Raw genomic sequence first — 24544 nt, 5'->3', positions numbered from 1 at the left:
TAATGCAACGTATCAAATGGGACCCGAAGTTAATCAGCAAGTACAATATTAACGGCCCGCGTTATACCTCGTATCCAACGGCGCTGGCGCTTAGTAGCAACTTTGATCCGGTGCAAATACTGGAGGCGGTCAGCCAAAGTCCGGCTGAGCTTAGCCTGTATTTGCATATCCCGTTTTGCCACAAGCTTTGTTATTACTGCGGCTGCAATAAAGTCATTACCCGCCATCAGCATAAAGCCGATACCTATCTTGATGCCTTAGCGCAGGAAATGTCGCTGTATGCTCCGCTGTTAAAGAGCAAGCAAATTAATCAACTGCATTTAGGCGGCGGCACGCCCACCTTTTTAACCGAAGTGCAGTTAAGCCGGTTAATGGCGCTATTAGATAATCACTTTACGATAACGCCAGACGCTGAAATCAGTATCGAAATTGACCCACGCAGCTGCAGTGATGAAAAATTACGCCATTTACGCACCCTGGGGTTTAACCGGGTCAGTTTTGGCGTGCAGGATTTAGATGAAAAAGTGCAAATTGCTATTAACCGGGTGCAGGATACTGATTTAATTCGCCATCAGGTAAAGCTGAGCACTGAGCTGGGCTTCAGCTCGATTAACCTGGATTTAATCTACGGTCTGCCATTTCAGCAACCGGCCAGCTTCGCCCAAACGGTCGATGAAATTATCCGCCTGAACCCGCACCGTATTTCGCTGTTTAGCTACGCCCATATTCCTGAACGTTTTGCGGCCCAGCGTAAAATAGCCGATAGCAGCCTGCCAGATGCGCCATTAAAGCTGGAACTGATGCAACTGGCGATTGAACGTTTTGTTGCGGCAGGTTATCAGTTTATTGGTATGGACCACTTTGCCAGACCAGGCGATGCCTTAGCCAAAGCGCAGCGAGCGGGTAAGTTACAACGTAATTTTCAGGGTTATACCACCGCAGGCCAGGACGCCCTGATTGGCCTGGGAGTATCCAGTATCAGTCAGGTAAGTGGTGTGCTGTGGCAAAACAGCAAAGAGCTGCCCGCCTATTATGCGGCTATCAGTGATGGCCAGCTTCCCACCGAACGCGGTTTTAGTTTAAATGCCGATGATAAAATCCGCGCAGCGTTAATCAGCCAGTTAATCTGCCATTTTGAATTAGATATAGCTGCGTTTTGCCAGCAATGGCTGCTTGACAACTTCTGGCATTACTTTGCCGAGGCGCTGGAGCGCTTGCAGCCCTTTATCGAAGATGGCCTGGTAGAGGTAACTGCCGGGCGGATTAAAGTCACCGACGCCGAGCGGCTCTGGGTGCGCAGCATCTGCGCCTGCTTTGACGCCTATTTAACCCAGGGCCAGCAGCGCTATTCAAAAGTAGTGTAATTCTGAGGGGACGCCCGTTTATCAGTGAAAAAGGGCGCCCCAAAGCTATCTGGAGGGAGGTTAATACAACGCCACTAAATCGCCGGCTTTATTAAAAGTCAGGAAATCGGCAATCATGCCGCCCTGAATTTTTTCAGTCATCATTTTAAGTGGTTGGCTGGCCTCATCACTGTTTGGAGCAAAGCTGCCGCGCCCCGCAATTGCTGAGACAAAAGCGATATCCCAGTCTATTCCGGTTTTCTCTGACTCAGCTACCAAGGTGCTGAATTCGACGACTTCGTCAGGCAGTTTATCTACACACAGCACCGGTGCTAAGGCGCCCCCCTGGCCATTTTCAAAGTTATTTTTCTGGCTATCGGTAAAACCATTGGGCAATTCGGCTTTGGCAAACACAAACAGCAAACGTTGCGGTTCATCCTGGATGCCGGCAGCGCGGATTAAGTCGGCATAAGATTCAATATTCATATCATAACGCTCAGTAAGGATTTGGGTCAGTGTAGCAAAGCCTGCCGGGGTGAAGCTTTGGTATTAAGGGGTAAAGGTTTACCCCAGATGGGGTAGGGCTCAGGCATTAAGTGCGGCAGTAAAGAGCGTTCAGTTTAGTTTGGTGTTAAACAAAGCTGCAATCAGATCTGACTGCGTTATGACTCCCACCAGCTGCTGCTGTGTATTTAGCACCGGTATATGGTGCCGGCCCTGATCTGAGAGCAGCGGCACCAGAACGGCGATATGGTCATCCTCATGCGCCACGCTTAGCTTAGTCACCATAATTTCTGCCACTTTACGTTTGTATTGTTTATTGTGGCGGTTTTTTAACAGCAGCTGGTTAACATGGCGCAGTAACCCCCAATAATGAGGTACCTGCAGGTTTTTCAGAAAATCTACCGTCGATACCACGCCCAGAAGCTGCTGTTGATTATCAGTTACCGGCAGCAAGCTTATTTTATGTTTACGCAGCAACTGCCAGGCAGCAGCGACAGCCCTATCGGGTTCAACTGTAATTAAATCGCGCGACATAATATCGCGACAGCGTATTTCACCGCTTTTGCGCTGATAAGCATGAAGTTGCGCCTGATGATAAAGCTTTTCTAAATCCTGCTCGCTAATATCCACTACCGTATCAAAGCTATTTAATGCGTCGATTAAATCCTCTGGTTGTAAACCGAGCCGCTTAAGCGGGGATTGATCGTGATGCAAATGCACCGGATCAAATTTTTGTGGTGGTTTTTGCATGCCGCGCTTCAGCCAGAACTTTTGCAATAAAATAGCAACCGCCAGCATTACAAATACGTTTAATGCTACCGGGTAGAGTAAAAAATCATAACCCAGCACAGAGTCGGTTGAAGCAATAACAGGTACCAGGGCCGTGGCGCCGCCAGGAGGATGCATACATTCAAAAATATACATGAAAAACAAAACACAGCCGATAGTGACTGCGGCCATCAAAGCCAAATCAGTAAACAGGTGCGAACAGATAACACCAACCGCCGCTGAGATAAGATGGCCAGCGGCAAATGACCAGGGCCGGGCCAACGGACTGTTCGGTAAGCCAAATAACAATACAGACGACGCGCCCATCGATGCCAACAGCACTATGGTGCTGGCGGGATCGGCCAGTTGCAAGCTTATAAAGGTGACAATAAACAGTGCAATAAATGCCGCTAAAGCTACCTTTAAACGCTCGGTTAGTGGTATGGCGGATAGTCGCTGGCTGTCGTGTTTAATCAGGCCCAGTTGTGCCAGTATCACACTTAACAGGTTTTTCGCTCTAGTTTGCAAATGTAAATCCGGCAACTGCACCAAAAGGGAGGCAAGTATAAGATGTTCATACCGGAAATGGTATCTCTCAGGCTTGTCACTTGACAGCAGTAACGCTTGTCAATTATCAATTTTAGTGCGTTTTTCTAACCTGATACCAAGCCGTTTAGCTTGTCTTGCCAGATTAGCGCGGTCAACCTGCAGTAATCGCGCTGCAGCAGTCCAGTTTTCCTGACTAACCTTTAATGCAGATAAAATAAGCTGGCGCTGAAAATCCTCTGTCGCTGTTTTTAAATCTTTAATGCTGGTCGTTGGTGTTTTAGCCGTGGTCATCGACGGCATATCGCTAGTGGTTTGCAATTCCAGATGCGTTACCTCAATAGGAATAATATCGCCTTGCACTGAGTTTTGGCTGGCCTTTAATGCCGCCCGGCTTATGACGTGCTCCAGTTCCCGCACATTACCAGGCCAATTGTATTGTAGTAAATGCGCCTGCGCGTGACGACTAAGCGTAAGTTGGCGCAGTCTCAGTTTACGGGCGGTGCGTTCCAGAAAAAAACCTGCTAACAGTAATACGTCTGAGCCTCGATCTTTAAGCGGGGGAACTTGAATAGGATAAACTGCGAGCCGATGGTATAAATCTGCCCGAAACCGGCCTGCAGCAACCTCTGCAGTTAAATCCCGGTTAGTTGCTGCGATAACACGCACATCAACTGAGCTGACATGGTCGCGGCCTACGGGCTGAATTTCGCCACTTTGCAATGCTCGTAATAAAGTACTTTGTACGGTTAATGGCAGTTCACCAACTTCGTCCAGAAACAGGGTTCCACCATCCGCTAACTGAAACTTTCCCGGGCGGTCTCGCTCAGCACCGGTGAAAGCCCCTCTGGAATGACCGAAAAGCTCACTTTCAGCCAGAGTTTCCGGTAGCGAAGCACAGTTAATATGTACCAGCGGCTGGGCATGGCGCGTCGACTGCTGATGAATAGTACGAACCACCAACTCTTTGCCAACTCCGGTTGGTCCCCCGATAAGAACGCTGTAGTCTGAGCCTGCTACCAACTGAATTTCATTTTTTAATGTCTGCATGGCCGGGCTTTCACCAATTAGCTCTCCTCCATCACGGGTAAGCGCTTGATGTGTCAGCTCCTGTAACACGTGCTGCCGTTGCCGGACATGGCGTTCCAGAGTTTTAAGCTGTAATGCCGTCTTTAATGTAGCCGCAGCCAATGCACTAATTAATTGCAAGCTACGATCTGGAATAGCGGAGAACATATTTGGGGTAAGGCTATCCAGCGTCAAAACTCCAATTAACGATTGGTCAGAGTACAGTGGCAGGCCCATGCAGGAATGCACCGGCAAATGGCCGCTTTTTGCCAGCAGTAATCCGTCATACGGATCAGGTAAAGCTGAATCCTCGCTAAAATGGAGCGGTTGATCACTTTGACAAATTGCGGCAAGTCTGGGGTGTTCTTTTAACGCAAACCGCCGGCCTAAAGCATCGGGGGCTAGGCCCTGTGCTGCCAGGGGTTTCAGGCTCTCGCCTTGCAGGCTTAAAATAACAAGTGCATCACAGGGAATTGCTTTTCGTACAGAACTGAGTAAACGACCAAAACGATCCTGACTGTTTAGGCTGTTAGCCAAGTCTAGCGCAACTTTTAACAACAGAGTGGTGTTGATATCAGACATGGTTACCTTAAAATATGAAGCTGTTAGTTATTGTGTCATAAAAACATCTTAGAGTCATTGTGACTCGCAAACTGAGTCAAAAAGACATCATCTTAGCATTGTGGATTCTTCTAAGTCGCTATTAAATATAGTTATTTATAATGGTATATAGCTTGCAGTAGTAACTTTGTAATACTGAGCGTCAAGCTCAGAGATGTTATGCACTATGCTGGAGGATTTATGCCTAATTCTGAGTATCTGACAAAAGTAGCTGCGTTAAAGCCCTGGTTGCAGCGAGCAAATCTGGTGCTGCTGTTGTCTTTTGTTGTTTTGTTGATCACAATTGTTGTTTGCTATCCACTGGCAGACAGAGTGCCATTCAATTGGCAACTGATGGGGCACATCAGCATGATTCTGAGTGCTACCTTAGTCAAATTATCTTACATCGGCCGTTGTATCGTGCAACATGAATTGCAACAACAGGTGGGATAAAGCGGGGGGCTAAGCAGAACCCTTAATCTAAGGCAGATTCCACGAAAAGACGACAGTAACCCAACAAGAGAATACCCGATGAAAACATTATCAATAGTGATGTTAGCAGGCTTATTGTCTGCAGCTCCCTGCCTGGCAGAGCCCGATCAGCATCATCACCACGGTGATGACGAAGTACCCAGCCTGCTCGTGCTCAATCAAGGAGCTAAATGGCCGGTAGACGAGGTTTTAAGTGCAGCTATGCTGCGGTTAAGGGCCGGACTCGTCCGCAATCTGGATGCGATTCATCACAAACGTTTCAGCACACCGCAGTACCAGCAGCTTGCCAAGAAACTGCAGCAGGAAATCAACCATATAGTGGCTAACTGCGATTTAACCCCCGAGGCTGATGCGCAGTTTCACTTAATTTTGGCGGCGATGTTGCAAAGTCAGCAAGCGATGGCTACGGGTGATGAAGCCAGACAACGTCAGGGTGCAGTGCATTTGTTCAACGCATTACAACGTTATCCAGAGTTCTTTAAGGATGACGTGTTTCTGCCTATTGAACATTAAAACGGTGAGTCTCAACGAACAGCAGTTGCAAACTAGTTTTAAATTAAGACACCACAGCTTTGCTGTGGTGTCTTCAGTTAATGAAACTATCAGCCCGGTTGTTGCAGTGGCTGCTGGGCTGCGTTGCTGTCAAACACGCCTTTAACCACTTGCCAGGATACCGCCAGCGCGCCGATGATAAAGATCACGTCACCAATAGTGCGCACCCAGCGCAGGGTATGCAAAATGTCGCTTTGCATAAAGGCTTCGCTGCGGGCATACCATAAGCCTTCGGTAGCACTGGCATAAAACTGAATAAAGCCTATCGGTAGCAGACTACTAAACAGCATCAGAATAAGACCGCCATTCATCCACCAGAATGCGGTTTTCATCAGTTTTTCATCAAATGCCAATTGCGGCCGGATATAACGCAGAATGAGCAGACAGAACCCGAGCGCCAGGAAGCCATACACCCCAAACAGCGCGGCATGGGCATGGGTAGGGGTGGTGTTTAACCCTTGCAGGTAATAAAGCGCAATGGGTGGGTTAATCATAAAACCAAACACGCCGGCGCCGAGCATATTCCAGAATGCCACTGCGACGAAAAACAGTAACGGCCATTTAATATCAGCCATCCACGGCGCTTTATTTTTTAAACGCCAGTTTTCCCAGGCTTCATAACCCAGCACAACCAGTGGCACCACTTCAAGCGCACTAAAGGTAGCGCCGACAGCCATGACCGGGGTAGTGGTACCAGCGAAATACAGGTGGTGGAAGGTACCAGGTATACCGCCTAGCATAAACAATGAGGCTGAAGCCAGACTTGCACTGGTTGCCACGGTTCGTGATACCAGTCCCATGCTATGAAAAATAAATGCCAGTGACACAGTGGCGAATACTTCAAAGAAGCCTTCTACCCAAAGGTGAACCACCCACCAGCGCCAGTATTCCATTACTGATAAATGGGTACGCTCGCCATAAAACAGGCCGGCACCGTAAAACAAACCGACACAAATGACCGAAGCAGCAAATAACGCCAGTAGGTTTTTATCACCCGGTGCTTTAAACGCCGGCACGATCGCCCGCAGCATTAACAGCAGCCAGAACAATACACCCACATACTTAATAATTTGCCAGAAGCGGCCAATATCAATGTATTCATAGCCCTGATGACCAAACCAGAAGCTTAAATGCTCAGGCATAATTTGCATAATGGCAAAATAGTTACCGGCAAAAGAGCCGGCGACTAATACCACTAACGCCCAGAACAAAATATCGACGCCCAGTTTCTGATACTTCGGATCTTTGCCACCGTTGATAATAGGTGCTAAAAACAGCCCCGCGGCTAAAAAACCGGTTGCGATCCAGAACATCGCCGCCTGAATGTGCCAGGTACGGGCCAGACTATAGGGCAACCACTCGGTGGTATTCAGACCGTAAAATCCATCACCTTCCACGGTGTAGTGTGCCGTAAAGCCGCCCAAAAATACCTGCAGGGTAAACAGCGCAACCACCACCAGAATGTATTTACCCAGCGATTTTTGCGACGGCGTGAGTTTAAGCCGGGCGATAGGGTCAAGCTGAGGGGCTGCTGGTTCTTCTTCATCATGTTTGCGTAAAAATGACCAGCCCCAAATCAACGCACCGACGCCGGCAATCAGTAAAATAATACTGACCAGCGACCAGATCAGGTTTTCTGCTGTCGGGCGGTTATCGATTAACGGTTCATGCGGCCAGTTGTTAGTATAGGTCGCACTGTCTGGTGAGCGTTCAGTGCTGGCAGCCCAGGCGGTCCAGAAGAAAAACTGAGTCATTTCCTGGCGCCGTCTTAGTGATGGCAGGGTATTGTTTTTCATTGCGTAGTTTTCACGGGTCTGACTGAGTGAAATGTCATCTCCGAACAGGGCAATATAGTGCTCTGCTGTTTGCTCAATAGCCTGCACCCGGCGATCGCCAAGTTGCAGCGTATCCGTAGCTTTGTCATAGCTGTTGGTACGGTAGGTTTGTTTTAAGGCAAACTGCAGCGCATTTTGCTGGGCAGGGTCAAGTTGCGTATAACTAAGACCATACTCATCCAGAGCCGCCAGTTCCAGCCAGGCCAGCAGTTCCCGGTGCAACCAGTCCGCAGTCCAGTCGGGTGCCTGATAAGCGCCATGGCCCCAGATTGAACCCAACTGCATACCACCGACCGATTGCCAGGCTGTCTGACCGTTTAAAATAGTCTCATTGGTCATCAGCACTTGCCCTTGCTGATTCACTACCTTAGCCGGGATAGGCGGGGCCGAGCGGTAAACCTCAGCGCCAAAATAGCCCAATACCGAGAAAGTTATCGCCAGGATGCCAATTAGCAGCCACCAGAGTTTACGATATCCGGCCATATAGCCCCCTTACATAATTGTTATTGCGCCCAAATCTCATACTTCACTCCTGTTTTTTTATCGGCAGGGCGTCACCTGCCTGCGCTGCTATTACAAGAATCAAGCCAAAGGTTAAGCTTCTGTTTTTAATGATTTTATCTGTTTTAGTTTACACGGCAGGGTAGTTTTAACCTGAGCAGGGTTGGGTGTAATTAACTCTTTGGGTCAAAATGACCCGACAGCTTCGCAGGCAGGGTGCTTTCTACCACTTTAGCGATATAGGCATAGCAGCCCGGTTGTTTTAAGGTAGCGCCTAAGTGCACTGCTGATGCGCAGTTTTGAGGCCCTACTGATGGAATACTATTTACCGCTAAAACACTTACACATGCTGTGTGCGTTTTTAAGCGCCACCTTGTTTATTGGCCGTTTATTGCTGGACGTGACCGGTAAACCGCAGTGGCGGCATAGCCCACTGCGGCGTTTACCACATATTAATGACACCCTGCTACTGACATTAGCGTTTACGCTGTTAGCCATAGGCCCCTGGCAGCCTTTTACTCACCAGTGGCTGGGTTTTAAAATTCTGCTATTGCTCGGCTATATTGGTTTTGGTGTCGGGGCGTTAAAGCCAAGCCTGGCAGTGCCAACACGCGCAATCTGCGCAGTGTTGGCGCTGGCTCAGCTGGCCGGAATTTTTTATCTGGCGCGGTTTAAACCGGTATTGTTCGTTCTTTCATAGTGGCGCAGCTTGTGCTCCTGGCGGCGGCCACGGCTAAAGGCCGATACCCGTTTTAAATAACCGATAACCCGGGTGCCGTAATCAATATCGTTACTGCCGCAACTGGGGCAGGCGCATAACGTGCGCTTGTCGATGGTTTCGCAATGATTACAGATGGTAATTTTGACGTTGACGCAAAAATAGTTGCATCCGGTTTGGGCGGCGATATTCAGTAGTTGCAGGTAGCCGGTCTGATCTAACCTTTCCTCCAGATTTAAATGCAGGGCAGAGCCGCCGTCGAGGTAATCCAGTAGCTCGCGGCCGTGCAGCTGAAATTTATCCAGGGTGTTGCTTTGCTCATCTTCTACTACGTAAAAATACGAGTTATAGCAATCCCGCGGCACCAGGTAGCCATCCTCACGGTCCCATTTGGCATTCTTAACGCCAAGGTTTTCTGCCGGTACAAACTCGGTGTTAAACATATAGCCATATTCAACTTTAGCCGCTTTATTGGCATCAAAAATGATTTTCAGCTGTTGTTGCACAAAGTTAATGTAGTCGGGGTTATTGCTGGCAGTTAAGCCCTGTGACTCGGCTGCTTCTACCATGCCGTTGATACCAATGGTTAAAAATTGCTTATCCAGGCTGATAAAGCCGGCATCGTAAACGGTCAGCAACCCTGCCGCTTGGTACTCTTCCATTAACCTACGATAAGCCACCTGATATTTATGAATTTTACTGACTTCGGTTGCTAAATCCCGGCCATCCTGCACCAGCCGGTTCATATTAATAGTAATTACATTGATTGAGCCGGTGGCGACTCCGCCGGCCCCTAACGAATAGGAAAAGGTGTTATCGCTGATTTCACTACGCAAACGGCAGCAGCTGGCCAGTGAGTCGGCATTTTCTGATTGATAAACAAAGAAAGCGTTACCGGCAGCCATTTCCCGGGCAATGTCATTGGCAAAGGCTTTATCTTTGCACTGACCATTATTGGTTAACATGGCCACGGTGACGACCGGAAAGGTCAGCACGGTTTTTTCCCGTTCTTTATTAAACCACTGTAAAAAGTACTGCTGTAAAGCTGATACTGATTGCCACTCTGGTTTCTTAAAGTCGGGAAACACAAAATTGCCAAACATACTGTCAAAGTAGTATTGATCGTAAATTGAGATATTCCAGAATACGCTTTGGTAGCCGCGGGCCGCAGCGGGCTGGTTTAATGCGTACACCACATGTTGCAGATGATTAGCGATTTGCTTTGGATGAGTTTGCAGATAGTTATCGCCATAATCTTTACGGGCAAAGTAATCAAAATACGTTAAAAACTCAACGGTAGCCACGGCACCGGCAAACTGGCTGGAAACGGCAAATACAAAATTGACAAAGCAACCGCAGAACGACTCCAGATGTTTGGGCGCCTGCGACTCGCCACCCAGTTTGGTTAAACCATCCCGTAAAAACGGATACATGGTTACCGACACACAATAGGGTTTTAAGCTGGTTTCATCATGGACATATATTTCGTGGTCGGTTATCTGGCGCAGATACTCCGCAGCCAGTTCAGCTCCGAACAGTTCACTGATTTTATTGCTGATCAGCGCCCGGTTGACCTGAATAAACTGATCTTTCATCAGCTCGGCTTCCAGGGTTGCGATGTTTTTCTGAGTCACGTTGGCATTAGCATCCAGTTTAGAGCCATCAGCAGCATTATTGGCGTGCAGGTAATTGTCGATAAAACTCAGTTTTTGTTGAAGTTGGTCAAAGTTCAGCGCTTGCATAATAAATCCCTCTGCAGTTTATTTTTGAAGAAAAAGATGGTTCAGGCATTGGCCTGTGCGTAAATCAGTAAAAATCTGGTTAGTGTTGGCGCTGTTCAGCCCCCCGCGCTCCTGCAGCCAGCGGCCGGTTTTCAGATACGTCAGCTGCTGTTTAAGATCAGGACTGATATCGTCCAGGCCAGTGTAGAGACAGGTATTCAAACCAGCAGCACGTGCCAGCCTTAATAATTCCAGTAAGTTTTGCCGCTGCCATTCGCCGCCCAGGAACAACACGCAGCTAATTAGCTTCTGATAGCTCTGCAGGCGGTGGCTAAAGTACTCTGGCGTTAGCTGGCAGCCAATATCATCCCGCCAGCTGTAGCTGCTGTGGCAGCCTTTACAACCCAGCGGGCAGCCAGCAATGGTAAAGGCCAGTGATACTTCGCCCGGCACTTCCTGGAAAACGATTTGCTCATCAGTGAATCTAAGCATATTTCCTCTATGTAGTGTTTGAGTTGTAAATAGGCACTATATGTTGTGTTTTAGCTTAGTCTTCCTTGCAGTCGGAAACTTGATCTGGATCAAGTTTTGCTCGTGGGGTAAACCCTGGTCTGGCGCCAGGGCCCGGATTTAGTGAGGTTGTTACCCCTTCGGAGGTAAAGCCGGTTATCTTTGATACCCTTTATCCGGCTGGCGAGGAAAATAAAAAACCGCCCACTGAAATCCAGGGGCGGTGCAGAGGAGCCAATAACAACATTGGCCAACGTGGAGCGATAAGAGAAAATGGCTTACAGCTGGTAACTCAGCATTAGCCAAACCTTGGTGGTATCTGCTGCCAGCGAATCGGCCTGATAGTGGGCCAGTTTTAATAAAGCAGACAGCTGTTTACTGACTGCATAACCGGCACTGGCATTCCATTCGTTGCCGTATTTACTGTTGCCAGCATCACTGTCAAAGCGGTGATAGGTAACGGCAAGTGCAACATTATTTAATTTGCCGCTGGCCTGCAGCCAGCTATCTCTAAGGCCATTATCGGGGGTGTTTAAGAATATATCAGCAAAGCCTGAAAAGGCATGCAGGGTAGCCAGTGGGGTTTGAAAAGCGCTCTGACCGTCGCCGGCCAGCCGTTCTTGTCCGGCTTGTAACGTGACATTTTCCAGTGCCCAGCTCACACTCAGTCGATGGTAATGATGGCTAACGTTTAACGGCGCATTATGGGCGTCATCCTGTTTGGCCAGGGCTAAATGCCAGCTAAGTTTCGGCCAGTTATTTAACTTGCCCTGATAGTCGATACCAAGGGTGCGGCTACTGCGTGCTGCCCAGTTGTCAAACTCAAAGTCATAGCCAAAAGCAGCCAGTTGCTGGGCAGGGCTGAGTTGCCACTGTAGCAGTGCTGTATTGAAGCTACCACGCTGATCTGCCGCGGCGCCTTCAGGGCCAAACACCCGGTTTACGTTATAATAATGACCCACTTCGGCGCTTAAGCCCTGTTTGAAACTTTGCTGCAGCCGGTAGCCGTCTAAGGTTTGCTCATTCTGGCGCCAGCCTACGCCCCCTAAAAAGCGCTGGTTCAGCTGGTTTACCAGCTGGCGGCCGGCGCTTAGCACGGTGCCACTGTTGCTCTGGTAACGCAGCAGTGCCTGATTAATATCGGTGCCCTTAGGGTCGGCTACCACGCTGTAACGTGTATTGCCATTTACGGTGCTGTTGTAGTTATCACCCCCCAACTGGCTAACGTTGTCCAGCTGTAATAACGCACTAAAACCAAAAGCCTTGCCGGTATCAATGTTTAACCGGCTGCGCAGGGTAGAGGCGATAGCGTCATCCAGGACGTTATCCTGCCCAACATATTCTAAGCGGTAGCGAAACTGCGCCGAAACGCTGCTTTGCTTAACTGCAGTGTTCAGTTTATCACTGATACTGGCGTTAACCGGTGTCGGCAGGGTAGTCGCAGATAAAGCGACTGTGATCGCAAAAGGTAACGCAGAAACGGCGGTTGTCATGGTCGATCTCCAGACTGCAAATGATGCAGAGATCCTAGCCTGAAATAATTATTTTTATAATTAGGTTAAGGAGTTACCTAATTATTGGTAGGGGAGGTGATGAACAGGAGTAAAGGGGTAAAAACGCAGAGGCGCCAGCTGTTCCGACAACATTGGCGCCTCAGGTTGGGCTGGTCTGGCACTGCTGAATTATTGCATTAGTGGCGACGCTGACAGGTTAAAATCAAAGCCGTCTATTTCTGCATCGACAATCAGTGTATGAATATACTGCGCTACTGCTTTGCGCCGGACTTTTTCATTTAAATATTCGGCAATTTTCTGCTGTACTGCGCGAAACGGTAGTAACTTGCCGGGTACTTTGCGGGCAATATGGACGACATGGTAACCATAGCGGCTTTCTACCGGCTGTCTGACCAGGCCAGGCTCGGCAGTGAAAAGTTGCCGCTCAAATTCCGGTACGGTTTGGCCCCGGCTGATTTGGCCTAAGCTACCGCCGGTTTCTTTTGATGGGCAGGCGGAGTGGTGCTGCGCCAGTGCGGCCAAAGGTTCGCCTTGTTGTAACTGGCTGATGAGCTGCTCGGCCAGTATTTTGGCCTCTACCCGGGCTTTGTCATCCTCAGGTGCGGCCGCCAGCAGAATATGGCTTGCTTCCAGCAACGGCGAACTTTGAAATCGCTGTGGGTTTAGCCGGTAGTATTGCTCGCATTCGTCCTGGCTGGCTGTGGGAATAGCCACTTCAGCAGTAATTAATGCATCGAGAAAATTATCATCACTGGCGGTATTGGCTTCACTTTTTACGCTAAGCCCCAGTGCTTTGGCCCGTTGGCGCAGCAACTCACCGATAATCAGTGATTCGGCTGCCTTTAGCATAGCGCCGCGTTTGTCACTGGCCGGGTGATACTGCATTTCGGCCATAATGGCCGCTTCGCTGATACTGGCGTTGTTTACTTGTATCATATTAAACCTCTGTTATTTGGTGCTATATAGCTTGCCGTTTGGCTGCTGAAGGAGGCGAGCCGTTGTTGCTAAACCAAGCGTCTTTGGCATGGATGCCAAAGAGGAGCCTCCAGGAAGGGATTTACGGCGTCTTTGTGTGCAACACCGGCTTAAAGCCTCCTGGAGCCGGAAAGTTTAGTGACTGGCTTCAGGTTGGAATCCCTGTCAGGCTCGTCACAGCAACTCGCTCGCGGCTTGCGCGCTCACTCAGACACTCTGTGCCGACCTGCCACGGTTCCAACCGTCAGGGCCTTAAACCATCCTTTGTTCACGTCCTCTAGCGTACAAACCGCTGCCGAACTATCTGGTGCTGGCGGCTGATGTACTGCACCGGCACGCTGAGCATATGGACTAAGCGGCTGAACGGAAACACGACGAACAACGTTAAACCCAGAAATACGTGCAGCTTAAAAATCCAGTGTACGCCGCTGATAGCTTCTGCTGCGGCCACGCTGTTAAAGGTAACGGTATTTTGGGCCCAGGCCATCAGTTTTAGCATTTCTGCACCTTCTAAATGGCTTACAGAGACAGTGATACTGAGTAAACCCAGAATCAGCTGTGCATAGAGTAAGAACAGGATAACAATATCCATGGTATTACTGGTGGCACGAATGCGCGGGTTAAATAAGCGGCGTTTAATCAGCACTGTTAAACCGTAGAAGCAGATTACGCCAAATAAGCCGCCGGCGACGATGGCGATCAGCTGTTTCATCGAAGTGGTGATACCAAGCAGGTACCAGATTTCTTTGGGCATTAATAAGCCAAAGAAATGGCCCAGTAAAATGCCCAGGATCCCGATATGAAAGGCAATGCTGCCCCGGCGCAATTGTTTGCTTTCCAGCAGCTGGCTGGAACTGGTTTTCCAGCTGTATTGCTCTCTGTCGTAGCGGATCCAGCTGCCAATTATCATGATAGTGATCGCAATATACGGATAAATGCCAAAGGCAAACATATTTAAATGTGCCATGTTAATGCTCCTTTAAGCGCGCTTAGCCGCGGCTGCTTTATAAAGTTGTTGCCCTGCCTCTTCGCTACCTAATAACTCCGTACTTAGCGGAATAAACTGGTCGCGGCGCTGGCCGTCGGTAGGCTTGTTACCTGTGCCGCACGCCGAATTGGTTTGCTCGTTGCCGATAAAGCTGACCATTTCTTCTTCCCAAACCTTGTCGAGCTCTTTGGGCGTATCGTCACGTTTTTCGCTGGCGATCTGGCTTTTAATGTCCGTCAAATCAATTTCAGCAGCAGATAAGGCGACCAGAGTGGCAAAAATGCTGGCGTAGTCCGACTCACGCTGCTCAAGGCGGCACAACAGTACCGCCAGCACCGGCGCAATTTCTTCCAGACCAATTTGCGCGTTTTGCCCGCCCTGAGTGGATAAAAACTCTAAGTAAAGCGGCAGGTAGTCCGGCAGCTCTTTTACGCCGATATCCAGGCCGGCCTCACGGTATTGCGCCATCAGATTAACCATGGCCTGACCGCGATCGCGTGACTCGCCATGAATATGCTCAAAAATCAGCAAGGACAACGAGCGGCCGCGTTCAAACAGGCTGTCGTATTCAGACTGCCAGTCCATCAGCTCACCGCTGCTGCGGGTTTCTATAAAAGCACTTAAACTTTGCTTAAGTTCTGCCGCGATAGCGGCATCGGCCACTATCGTCAGCAACTCCGCTTTCGCATCTAGCAGCGGCTGCCTGGGGTAATCCAGCAGCAGGGATAACAGTTGTAGTATGGGCATGCTTTGAATTGACATAAAATTTAATCCTTAATCTCAACCGGGATAACCTGACGTACACCCTTGGCTTTGGTGCCAAACAGATTTACGCCGTTATTGCCATCGCCACAGCCGTTGCCAAAACTAAAACCACAGCTTGATTTTAAGTCATAGGCGTTTTCGGCGTAGGCGCGGTGGCTGGTCGGAATGACAAACCGGTCTTCATAGTTTGCCAGCGCCATATAGCGGTACATTTCTTCTACCTGCACCGGGGTTAAGCCTACTTGCTTTAACACCTCGGCATCTTCTACCCCGTCTACCTGCTGGGCACGTTTAAAGGCGCGCATCGCTATCATCCGCTCCAGCGCCCGCACTACCGGCGCTTCATCACCGGCGGTGAGCATATTGGCCAGATAGCGCAGTGGAATACGCAATGATTTCAGATCCGGTATTTCACCGTTCATGCCGACATGGCCAGCCTGTACTGCGCCCTGAATGGGTGACAGTGGCGGCACATACCAGACCATTGGCAGGGTGCGGTACTCCGGGTGTAGCGGTAAGGCTACTTTCCAGTCCATTGCCATCATATATACCGGCGAGCGCTGGGCGGCTTTAATCCAGTTATCACCAATACCTTCCGCTTTGGCTGCAGCAATTACTGCCGGATCGGTCGGATCGAGGAAGATATCTAGTTGCGCCTGATACAAATCTTTTTCGTTTGGTGTATTGGCGGCCGCTTCAATTTTATCGGCGTCATACAGCAGCACACCCAGGTAGCGGATGCGGCCCACACAGGTTTCCGAGCATACGGTCGGCTGGCCGGCTTCAATGCGCGGGAAGCAGAAAGTACATTTTTCTGATTTACCGGTTTTCCAGTTGTAATAGATTTTCTTATACGGGCAGGCCGAAACACACATCCGCCAGCCGCGGCATTTGTCCTGATCAATCAGCACTATGCCATCTTCCTCGCGCTTATAAATGGCACCGGAAGGACAGGCTGCAACGCAGGCCGGGTTTAAGCAGTGCTCGCACAAGCGGGGCAGGTACATCATAAAGGTTTTCTCAAACTGCCCGTAAATGTCTTTTTGCACCACTTCGTTAAAGTTCTGATCGACTTTGCGTTTGGCAAACTCGGTACCGAGAATTTCTTCCCAGTTCGGGCCCCATTCGATTTTTTCCATCCGCTGGCCGCTGATTAACGAACGAGGACGTGCCACCGGCTGATGTTTGGTATCGCCAGCAGTATGTAAATGCTGATAGTCAAAATCGAACGGCTCGTAGTAGTCGTCAATTTCCGGTAAGTCCGGGTTAGCGAAAATATTTGCCAGAATACGGCGTTTGCCACCGATTTTCAGTTCCAGCTTACCGCTTTTATTGCGTACCCAGCCGCCATTCCATTTTTGCTGGTTTTCCCATTCTTTCGGAAAACCAATACCGGGCTTGGTTTCAACGTTGTTAAACCAGGCGTATTCGACGCCTTCACGCGAGGTCCAGACATTTTTACAAGTGATGGAGCAAGTGTGGCAACCTATGCACTTGTCTAAATTCAGCACCATGCCAATTTGGGCTCTTACTTTCATGTTACTTACTCCAACCTTATTTAGTGTCTAACCAGTCGACTTTGCCCATTTTCCGGATGATGACAAACTCATCGCGGTTACAGCCAACGGTACCGTAGTAGTTAAAGCCGTAGGATTGTTGGGCATAACCACCGATCATATGGGTGGGCTTCATCACCGCGCGGGTAACCGAGTTATGAATACCGCCACGGGTACCGGTTAACTCGCTGCCGGGTACGTTTACAATGCGCTCCTGGGCGTGGTACATCATGCTCATGCCCTCTGGCACCCGTTGCGATACCACAGCGCGGGCGGCGATGGCGCCATTGACGTTAAAGATGTCAATCCAGTCGTTATCCTCAATACCGGCAGCGGCAGCGTCGGTTTCGCTTAACCAGACGATAGGGCCGCCCCGCGACAGCGTCAGCATCAGCAGGTTGTCCGAGTAAGTACTGTGGATACCCCATTTCTGGTGCGGCGTGATCCAGTTCAGTACGATCTCTTTATTGCCGTTCGGTGTTTTATTCAGCACCGGCTGCACGGTTTTTAAGTTAATCGGTGGCTTGTAGCTGCACAGCTGCTCGCCAAAATCGCGCATCCACTCGTGATCCTGATAAAACTGCTGGCGGCCGGTAATGGTGCGCCATGGGATCAGCTCATGGACGTTGGTGTAACCCGCGTTGTAAGACACATGTTCATCCTCCAGGCCAGACCAGGTTGGCGAGCTGATGATTTTGCGCGGCTGGGCGACGATATCGTTAAAACGAATTTTCTCGTCAGCTTTAGGCAGTGCCAAATGGGTGTGGTCGCGACCGGTAATTTTGCTAAGCGCCTGCCAGGCTTTTACCGCGACATGGCCATTGGTTTCCGGTGCCAGAGATAAGATCATCTCGCAGGCATCGATGGCGCTGTCAATCTTCGCCATGCCTTTGTTAATGCCTTCGTCAGTGTGCACCCGGTTCAGCTTTTTCAGGAAAGCGACTTCGTCCTTGGTATCCCAACCGATGCCTTTACCGCCATTGCCAATCTTCTCCAGCAAAGGGCCAACAGAGGTAAAACGCTGATAGGTATTGGGGTAATCACGCTCAACAATATTAATATGTGGCATGGTCAAGCCTGGTAAGGCCTCACATTCGCCTTTCCACCAGGCTTTTACGCCATAAGGCTGGGCCAGTTCGGCCGGGGTGTCGTGGTGCATTGGCGTGGTGACAACATCAGTTTCCACACCTAAGTGGCCAACAGCGGCTTTGGAGAATGCCTTGGCGATGCCTTTAAAGATTTCCCAGTCGCTGCGCGCTTCCCATACCGGGTCAATCGCTGCGGTTAACGGGTGAATAAACGGATGCATATCCGAGGTATTCATATCGTCTTTTTCATACCAGGTGGCGGTAGGCAGCACAATATCGGAATACAGACAGGTGGTAGACATCCTGAAATCCAGCGTCACCCATAAGTCGACCTTGCCTTCAGCGCCGTTGTCAGTCCACTCGACATCCTGTGGTTTTTTGCCACCGAACTCGCCTAAGTCTTTACCCAGCAAGCCATGTTTGGTGCCCAGAAAATGCTTCAGCATGTATTCGTGGCCTTTACCGCTGGAACCCAGCAGGTTAGAGCGCCAGATAAACATATTCCGCGGGAAGTTTTGCGGGCTGTCGGGCTGCTCGCAGGCAAACTTAATGCTGCGATCTGTTAGCTGCTGCAGCACATAGTCTTTTAGCTCAACCCCGGCCGCCTTGGCTTTGGCGGCCAGCCCCAGCGGGTTAACGCCTAACTGTGGTGCGGATGGCAACCAGCCCATGCGCTCGGCACGGCTGTTAAAGTCGATAATGCTGCCGCTCCACTTTTCTTTGTTCGCCAGCGGTGATACTACTTCGGTCATATCCAGCTTTTCATAACGCCACTGGCTGGAATGGTTATAAAAGAATGAGGTACCGTTCATATGACGTGGTGGCCGCTGCCAGTCCAGCGCAAAGGCCAGTGGGGTCCAGCCGGTTTGCGGCCGTAGTTTTTCCTGGCCGACATAATGCGCCCAGCCGCCGCCGCTCTGGCCAATACAACCGCACATCATCAGCATGTTAATTAAGCCACGGTAATTCATGTCCATGTGATACCAGTGGTTTAATGCTGCGCCGACAATGACCATCGAACGGCCGCGGGTTTTATCGGCATTGCGGGCAAATTCGCGGGCTACTCTAATCACATCGTCCGGGTTAACACCGGTGATTGGCTGCTGCCAGCCCGGGGTATAGGGCACATTGTCCAGATAGGTTTTTGCGCGACTATCATCACCAATGCCGTTGTCGACACCGTAGTGTGCCAGCATTAAGTCAAATACAGTGGCAACCAGCGCCGTGCTGCCATCGGCCAGCTCAACTTTTTTGGCCGGAATTTTGCGGATTTGCACATCGTCGTGCGCGGTGTGCTGAAAGTACTGATATTCGTGCGGCGCGCCACCAAAATAAGGAAAAGCCACGTCGACCAGCTCATCACGGTTATCTTTTAACGATAACTGTAAGTCGATATCACCGTCTTTATCTTTTTGCTCAAGGTTCCATTTTCCGGCCTGGCCCCAGCGGTAACCAATGGCACCGTTTGGGCTGGTTAAGCGGCCATCGCTGTTAATGGCAATGGTTTTCCAGTCCGGGTTGTTGTCTTCGCCCAGGTTATCCACTAAATCGGCAGCACGCAGGAAACGGCCCTGTGTCAGATGCTTATCCCCTTGTTCCAGCATCACCAGCATCGGCATATCAGTGGTGCGTTTTACATAGTCGGTAAAATACGCGCTTGGGTTATTAACGTAAAACTCTTGTAAAATAACGTGGCCAAACGCCATTGCCAGCGCGGCATCGGTACCCTGGCGTGGCGCTAACCAGGTATCACCGAACTTAGAGGCTTCTGAATAATCTGAGGTGATAACACAGGTTTTGGTGCCTTTGTAACGTACTTCAGTTAAAAAGTGCGCGTCTGGTGTGCGGGTTTGCGGCACATTAGAGCCCCAGACAATAATGTAATTCGAGTTATACCAGTCGGCCGACTCCGGCACGTCGGTTTGCTCGCCCCATACCTGGGGTGAGGCCGGTGGCAAGTCGCAGTACCAGTCGTAGAAGCTTAAGCAGTTACCGCCGATTAACGATAAATAACGGGCACCTGCGGCGTAGGACACCATCGACATCGCCGGAATGGGCGAGAAGCCGGTAACCCGGTCCGGGCCATAGGTTTTGGTGGTATACACATTTGACGCAGCGATAAGCTCGTTCACTTCATCCCAGCTGGCGCGGATAAAGCCGCCCAAGCCGCGACGTTCTTTGTAACTTTTCGCTTTTACCGGATCGCTGACAATAGACTCCCAGGCTTTTACCGGGTCCTGATGCAGCGCTTTGGCTTCGCGCCACAGTTTCATTAATTGCTGGCGTACCTTGGGGTATTTTAAGCGATTGGCGCTGTAGATATACCAGGAATAGCTGGCGCCACGCGGACAGCCGCGCGGTTCATGATTCGGTAAATCCGGCCGGGTGCGCGGATAGTCGGTTTGCTGGGTTTCCCAGGTTACCAGGCCGTCTTTTACATAAATTTTCCAGCTACACGAGCCGGTGCAGTTTACGCCATGGGTTGAGCGCACAATCTTATCGTGCTGCCAGCGCTGACGATAACCTTGTTCCCAGGTTCTGTCTTCGTTAGTGGTAACACCGTGGCCGTCGGCGAACGGGGCTTTGCGGGTTTTGAAAAACCGCAGTTTGTCGAGTAGGTGACTCATGGTTTACTCCTGGTCTTGTCCTGCATGAACAGAGATCTTGCTTTTCTGGTAGGCACACTATAGAAACTACACTGAGATAATGCTTGATTTGGATCAAAGCGGCTACCGCGCTAAATGACTGATAAAAAACAAAAATACCCACAAGGTGGTAGTGTGGGTAACGCTGTTTTAGTTGACAATACGCAGGTCTATACCCCCTGCAAAGCCAGTGCGGTAATATTGACTACCCCGGCGGGGCAAAAGGAGTAGCTCATTTTTGCCGGCAATTTTTGCCAGATAGCAGCGCGGCAGCCAATAAGCAGGTATGCTTAGCCAGTAATGTAAGCGGAGAAGTTATGCGACAGTTTTCAATAGTCAGCCGAATTAATATTGCCCTGGCCTGCATTGTAGCGCTGGCTATTGGTACCATGCTGGTCTCGTACTGGTTATCAGATAAAACCGATAATGATGCTCACGCAGTCAATGTCGCCGGCTCGCTCAGGATGCAAAGTTACCGTCTGGCCTTGCTGACGCTGCAGCAGGATGAACAAAAGCTGCAGGCTGCCAAAGTACAATTTAATCAAAGCTGGCAACATCCGGTGTTTACCCGCTTTATGCATAACGAAAAAATAGCCTCGCAATTCGAAACGGCCAGACAGCACTGGCAACAACTGGAACCGGAATTGGCGCAGTTGTCACAACAGCCGGTACAGATTGAGCAGGCTCTGACAGAGCAGATTCAGTTGCTTGAGCAGCTGGTGTCTTATATCCAGCAGGATGCCGAGCAGAAGGTCCGTAGTTTCCGTACTCTGCAGCTGGTCGCATTACTGGCCACAGTGTTGTTGTCGGCTATTGTCATTTATTGGTTAAAAGTGATGGTTCAGCAACCGCTGGAAACACTGACTCAGGGCGCGAAAAGAGTTGCTATGGGAGATTTTACCCACCGTCTCAGCGTGGAGAATAATGATGAGCTGGGCACTCTGGCGCACAGCTTTAATAAAATGAACGATTCCATCGCTTACATGTATGGCAATCTGGAACAGCGGGTAGAACAGCAAACCGAGGCGCTGAAGCATAGCAATACCACGCTACGGTTTTTGTATAACACGGCGCAGCGTATTAGTGAACATGTGCCGGAGTATGTCGATTTTAATCAGATTATTGCTGAGTTAAAGCCGGTGGTTAAACTCAACGATTTGGAATTGTGTCTGTTCACCCAGGAAGGCGATAAACCCTATATACAACTGGTGCCCGGAACCGACGGTGCAGAACCTTGCATTCAGCTGAACTGCGGTGACTGTTTAAGTCAGACAGAAAATGCTGGCTGTACAACTCATCAGTTTAATTTTCAGCTGCAACGCGAGCGGAAAAAATATGGTGTTCTGGTGGCACGGGTTACACAGGGCCAGCAGCTGGCTAAGTGGCAGCAACAGTTGCTAAGCTCAGTCGCTGATCAGCTGGCACTGGCATTAAGTTTAAAATCTGAAGAACAACAGGTACGCCGGCTGGCATTGATGCAGGAGCGCACTGTGATTGCCCGTGAATTGCACGACTCGCTGGCCCAGGCGTTGTCTTATTTAAAAATTCAGGTTACCCGCCTGAATAAAGCGACCCAAAAAGATGACAAAGCTATTATTGCTGATGTATCGGCTGAGTTGAAACAGGGTCTGGATGCGGCTTATCGCCAGCTGCGCGAGCTGCTAACCACCTTCCGTTTAAAAGTTGATGGCGAAGGCTTGTTAAGCGCCTTACAAACCACGGTTAAACAATTAACCATTCAGTCTGATTTGCACATCAGGCTGGATTACCAGTTGACGAATGTGCCGCTGGCGCCACATGAAGAAATTCATCTTTTGCAAATTATCCGGGAAGCCAGTCAGAATGCTGTGCATCATAGCCAGGGCAGCGAGCTTAAAATCAGCCTGCATCATAGTGCTGAGGGGATCAATCTGGCGGTGGAAGATAATGGGGTTGGCATACCTGCATCGGCTGAAAAACTAAACCATTATGGTCTGGCCATTATGCAGGAACGAAGCAAGCATTTAGGTGGCAGTATTCAGATTAAAGCCCGTGCAGAAGGCGGTACCGGTGTGTATTTCAGCTTCCGGCCAGAGTATTTATTACAGCAGCATCTGGCATGATGGAGCGCAAAGGGGGCGTATATTTACGCCCCCTGTGGTTTGCAGGAATAGCTGTTTGGGCTATGGATTATAAAACTCGCCGTTTTTACGCAGGTAAAAAAACCAATTCACCAGCAAACACAGGCTGTAGAAAATGGCAAACCCTACCATCGCGTATTCCGGGGTAGCCGCTTTTATTTGCTCTCCCAGTACCTGTGGAATATAAAATGCACCATAGGCGGCAACGGCTGAAGTCCAGCCCAGTACCGGGCCAGCTTGTTCTTTTGGAAATACCACAGCAATGGTGCGGAAGGTGGAGCCGTTACCAATACCACTGGCAGCAAACAAACCTAAAAAGATCAGGAAGAACGGCACAAAGTACTGCTCTGGCGTGGCGCTTTGATAGGCCAGCTGCATATAGTAAGCCGCACCCAATGCACATAGTACCATCACCACAGAACATAGCTGGGTTACAAAGGCGCCACCGAGTTTATCAGCAATCCAGCCGCCAACCGGGCGGATCAGCGCGCCCACAAAGGGGGCAATCCAGGCATAAGTTAAGGCGCTGGGGCCGTTGGGGTTTGGCGTAGAATGGGTCATAACGCCATCTACCATAATATGGCTGTAGCCAAATATCACTTTAATGGATAACGGGAAGGCGGCGGCAAAGCCGATAAAAGAGCCAAAAGTCATCACATAAAGTACGCTCATTACCCAGGTGTGTTTATTGTTAAAAATCTTATATTGCCGATCCAGACTGGTGCGAATGGCGCCCGGCAACAATTTAAGTAAAAACACGGTGGCAAATAAGATTGCAATCAGCACAATTTCTTTCGGAATACCAAAACCTGAACCATTGGCCGACTCCGGTAAAATTAACCATAGACCGGCAATAGAGGTGATAAAACCAATGCCCAGCATGGTCAGAATGATGCTGAAAGATTTGGCTGCTGAAGGCAGTTTAGGTGTCACTTCTTCGGTATGAATATTGTTAGTGCCAAACCAGAGCAAAAACGCCAGCGGTATCAGGGTGATTAACCAGGCAAAACCGGCATTCTGGATCCAGGTTTCAGTGCCGGCCGGTATGGTACCGGTAACGGTGCCGCTGGCTTTAGCCAGGATCATCGGCTCCCCACCACCGAGCAGGGTAAACACGCCATACGACATAAAAAGCGGCACCAGGATTTGCACGGTAGTAACACCAAAGTTACCCAGGCCAGCGTTTAAGCCCAGTGCCAAACCTTGCTGCTTTTTCGGAAAAAAGAAACTGATATTAGACATTGATGAAGCAAAATTGCCACCGCCAATGCCGGATAACAACGCCATCAGCTGAAATACCCACAGCGGGGTGTCGATACTTTGCAGCGCCAGCCCGGTTCCGACAGCAGGGATCAGCAGTAAGCTGGTAGTAAGGAATAAGGTGTAACGACCACCACACAACCGCACAAAAAAGCTGGAAGGAATACGTAACGTTGCGCCGGTTAAGCCGGCAATTGCGGTAAGCGTAAACAGCTCTGCCGTGCTAAACGGATAACCTACGTTAAGCATTTGTACCGTGACAATACTCCATAACATCCAGACACCAAAGCCGCAAAGCAGGCTGGGGATGGATATCCACAGGTTACGGTTGGCAATAGCCTTACCCCGGCTGTGCCAGAAGTTGTCGTCTTCCGGTTGCCATTGTTTAAGATCTGACATAGTTCACTCCTGTTGGGAACAGCAATTTAAGCTGCCCAAACTATGCAGGGTCAGACGCTATGTCACAATGTATCTT

General features: G+C 49.8%; 18 protein-coding genes. 5 read left to right on the top strand and 13 right to left on the bottom strand.

Annotated elements, in window-relative coordinates:
- The first annotated feature begins 2 nt into the window (after positions 1 to 2).
- A complete protein-coding gene (hemN, locus tag B2Q61_RS14545) occupies positions 3 to 1364 on the top strand; it encodes an oxygen-independent coproporphyrinogen III oxidase (RefSeq protein WP_290617022.1) in 1362 nt (453 codons plus the stop codon).
- Between the two features lie 60 nt (positions 1365 to 1424).
- Here hemN and B2Q61_RS14540 read toward each other — a convergent pair whose 3' ends face one another.
- The 3 genes from B2Q61_RS14540 to norR form a co-directional block, all read right to left on the bottom strand.
- Complete coding sequence (locus tag B2Q61_RS14540) at positions 1425 to 1829, bottom strand: ribonucleotide reductase subunit alpha (protein WP_290612722.1); 405 nt, start codon at positions 1827 to 1829, stop codon at positions 1425 to 1427.
- 129 nt (positions 1830 to 1958) lie between these two features.
- A complete protein-coding gene (locus B2Q61_RS14535) occupies positions 1959 to 3143 on the bottom strand; it encodes an HPP family protein (protein WP_290617020.1) in 1185 nt (394 codons plus the stop codon).
- A 99-nt stretch (positions 3144 to 3242) separates the two neighbouring features.
- A complete protein-coding gene (gene norR / locus B2Q61_RS14530) occupies positions 3243 to 4811 on the bottom strand; it encodes a nitric oxide reductase transcriptional regulator NorR (RefSeq protein WP_290617018.1) in 1569 nt (522 codons plus the stop codon).
- Between the two features lie 219 nt (positions 4812 to 5030).
- Here norR and B2Q61_RS14525 point away from each other — a divergent pair, with 219 nt between their 5' ends.
- Both B2Q61_RS14525 and B2Q61_RS14520 read left to right on the top strand, forming a co-directional pair.
- Positions 5031 to 5282, top strand: coding sequence for a hypothetical protein (locus B2Q61_RS14525; protein ID WP_290617017.1), 252 nt, complete (start codon positions 5031 to 5033; stop codon positions 5280 to 5282).
- A 78-nt stretch (positions 5283 to 5360) separates the two neighbouring features.
- Positions 5361 to 5834, top strand: coding sequence for a hypothetical protein (locus tag B2Q61_RS14520; RefSeq protein WP_290617015.1), 474 nt, complete (start codon positions 5361 to 5363; stop codon positions 5832 to 5834).
- A gap of 89 nt (positions 5835 to 5923) precedes the next feature.
- Here B2Q61_RS14520 and B2Q61_RS14515 read toward each other — a convergent pair whose 3' ends face one another.
- Complete coding sequence (locus B2Q61_RS14515) at positions 5924 to 8191, bottom strand: nitric-oxide reductase large subunit (protein WP_290617013.1); 2268 nt, start codon at positions 8189 to 8191, stop codon at positions 5924 to 5926.
- 331 nt (positions 8192 to 8522) lie between these two features.
- Between B2Q61_RS14515 and B2Q61_RS14510 the strand changes: the two genes are divergently transcribed.
- Entirely contained in the window at positions 8523 to 8909 is a 387-nt protein-coding gene (locus B2Q61_RS14510; protein ID WP_290617011.1) for a SirB2 family protein, read from the top strand.
- Here the strand turns inward: B2Q61_RS14510 and nrdD are convergent.
- The 8 genes from nrdD to B2Q61_RS14470 all read right to left on the bottom strand — a co-directional run bounded on the left by nrdD (position 8867) and on the right by B2Q61_RS14470 (position 20671).
- Entirely contained in the window at positions 8867 to 10669 is a 1803-nt protein-coding gene (gene nrdD, locus B2Q61_RS14505) for an anaerobic ribonucleoside-triphosphate reductase (RefSeq protein WP_290617009.1), read from the bottom strand. The two genes, B2Q61_RS14510 and nrdD, sit on opposite strands and share 43 nt — an antisense overlap.
- 18 nt (positions 10670 to 10687) lie before the next feature.
- The gene (gene nrdG, locus B2Q61_RS14500; RefSeq protein ID WP_290617007.1) at positions 10688 to 11140 is read right to left on the bottom strand and encodes an anaerobic ribonucleoside-triphosphate reductase activating protein; all 453 of its coding nucleotides are present in this window, start codon (positions 11138 to 11140) and stop codon (positions 10688 to 10690) included.
- A 296-nt stretch (positions 11141 to 11436) separates the two neighbouring features.
- Positions 11437 to 12651, bottom strand: coding sequence for a hypothetical protein (locus B2Q61_RS14495; protein ID WP_290617005.1), 1215 nt, complete (start codon positions 12649 to 12651; stop codon positions 11437 to 11439).
- A gap of 189 nt (positions 12652 to 12840) precedes the next feature.
- Positions 12841 to 13608, bottom strand: coding sequence for a peptidylprolyl isomerase (locus B2Q61_RS14490; RefSeq protein ID WP_290617003.1), 768 nt, complete (start codon positions 13606 to 13608; stop codon positions 12841 to 12843).
- 316 nt (positions 13609 to 13924) lie between these two features.
- A complete protein-coding gene (gene narI, locus B2Q61_RS14485) occupies positions 13925 to 14614 on the bottom strand; it encodes a respiratory nitrate reductase subunit gamma (RefSeq protein ID WP_290617002.1) in 690 nt (229 codons plus the stop codon).
- 12 nt (positions 14615 to 14626) lie between these two features.
- Positions 14627 to 15397, bottom strand: coding sequence for a nitrate reductase molybdenum cofactor assembly chaperone (narJ, locus tag B2Q61_RS14480; RefSeq protein ID WP_290617000.1), 771 nt, complete (start codon positions 15395 to 15397; stop codon positions 14627 to 14629).
- Positions 15398 to 15402: 5 nt separating this feature from the next.
- Positions 15403 to 16938: a nitrate reductase subunit beta gene (narH, locus tag B2Q61_RS14475; RefSeq protein WP_290616998.1), complete on the bottom strand. Its 1536-nt coding sequence runs from the start codon at positions 16936 to 16938 to the stop codon at positions 15403 to 15405.
- A 16-nt stretch (positions 16939 to 16954) separates the two neighbouring features.
- Positions 16955 to 20671 carry a nitrate reductase subunit alpha gene (locus B2Q61_RS14470; protein WP_290616995.1) on the bottom strand — a complete coding sequence of 1239 codons (3717 nt, stop codon included), beginning with the start codon at positions 20669 to 20671 and terminating at the stop codon, positions 16955 to 16957.
- 335 nt (positions 20672 to 21006) lie between these two features.
- On the opposite strand from B2Q61_RS14470, the gene B2Q61_RS14465 reads away from it, so the two are divergent.
- A complete protein-coding gene (locus tag B2Q61_RS14465; protein WP_290616993.1) occupies positions 21007 to 22791 on the top strand; it encodes a type IV pili methyl-accepting chemotaxis transducer N-terminal domain-containing protein in 1785 nt (594 codons plus the stop codon).
- A gap of 60 nt (positions 22792 to 22851) precedes the next feature.
- Here B2Q61_RS14465 and B2Q61_RS14460 read toward each other — a convergent pair whose 3' ends face one another.
- Complete coding sequence (locus tag B2Q61_RS14460) at positions 22852 to 24468, bottom strand: MFS transporter (protein ID WP_290616991.1); 1617 nt, start codon at positions 24466 to 24468, stop codon at positions 22852 to 22854.
- Between the last annotated feature and the right edge of the window lie 76 nt (positions 24469 to 24544).

Source organism: Arsukibacterium sp. UBA5043 (assembly GCA_002415085.1).
GTDB lineage: Bacteria > Pseudomonadota > Gammaproteobacteria > Enterobacterales > Alteromonadaceae > Alishewanella.
This window is presented reverse-complemented; position numbering and strand designations above follow the sequence as displayed.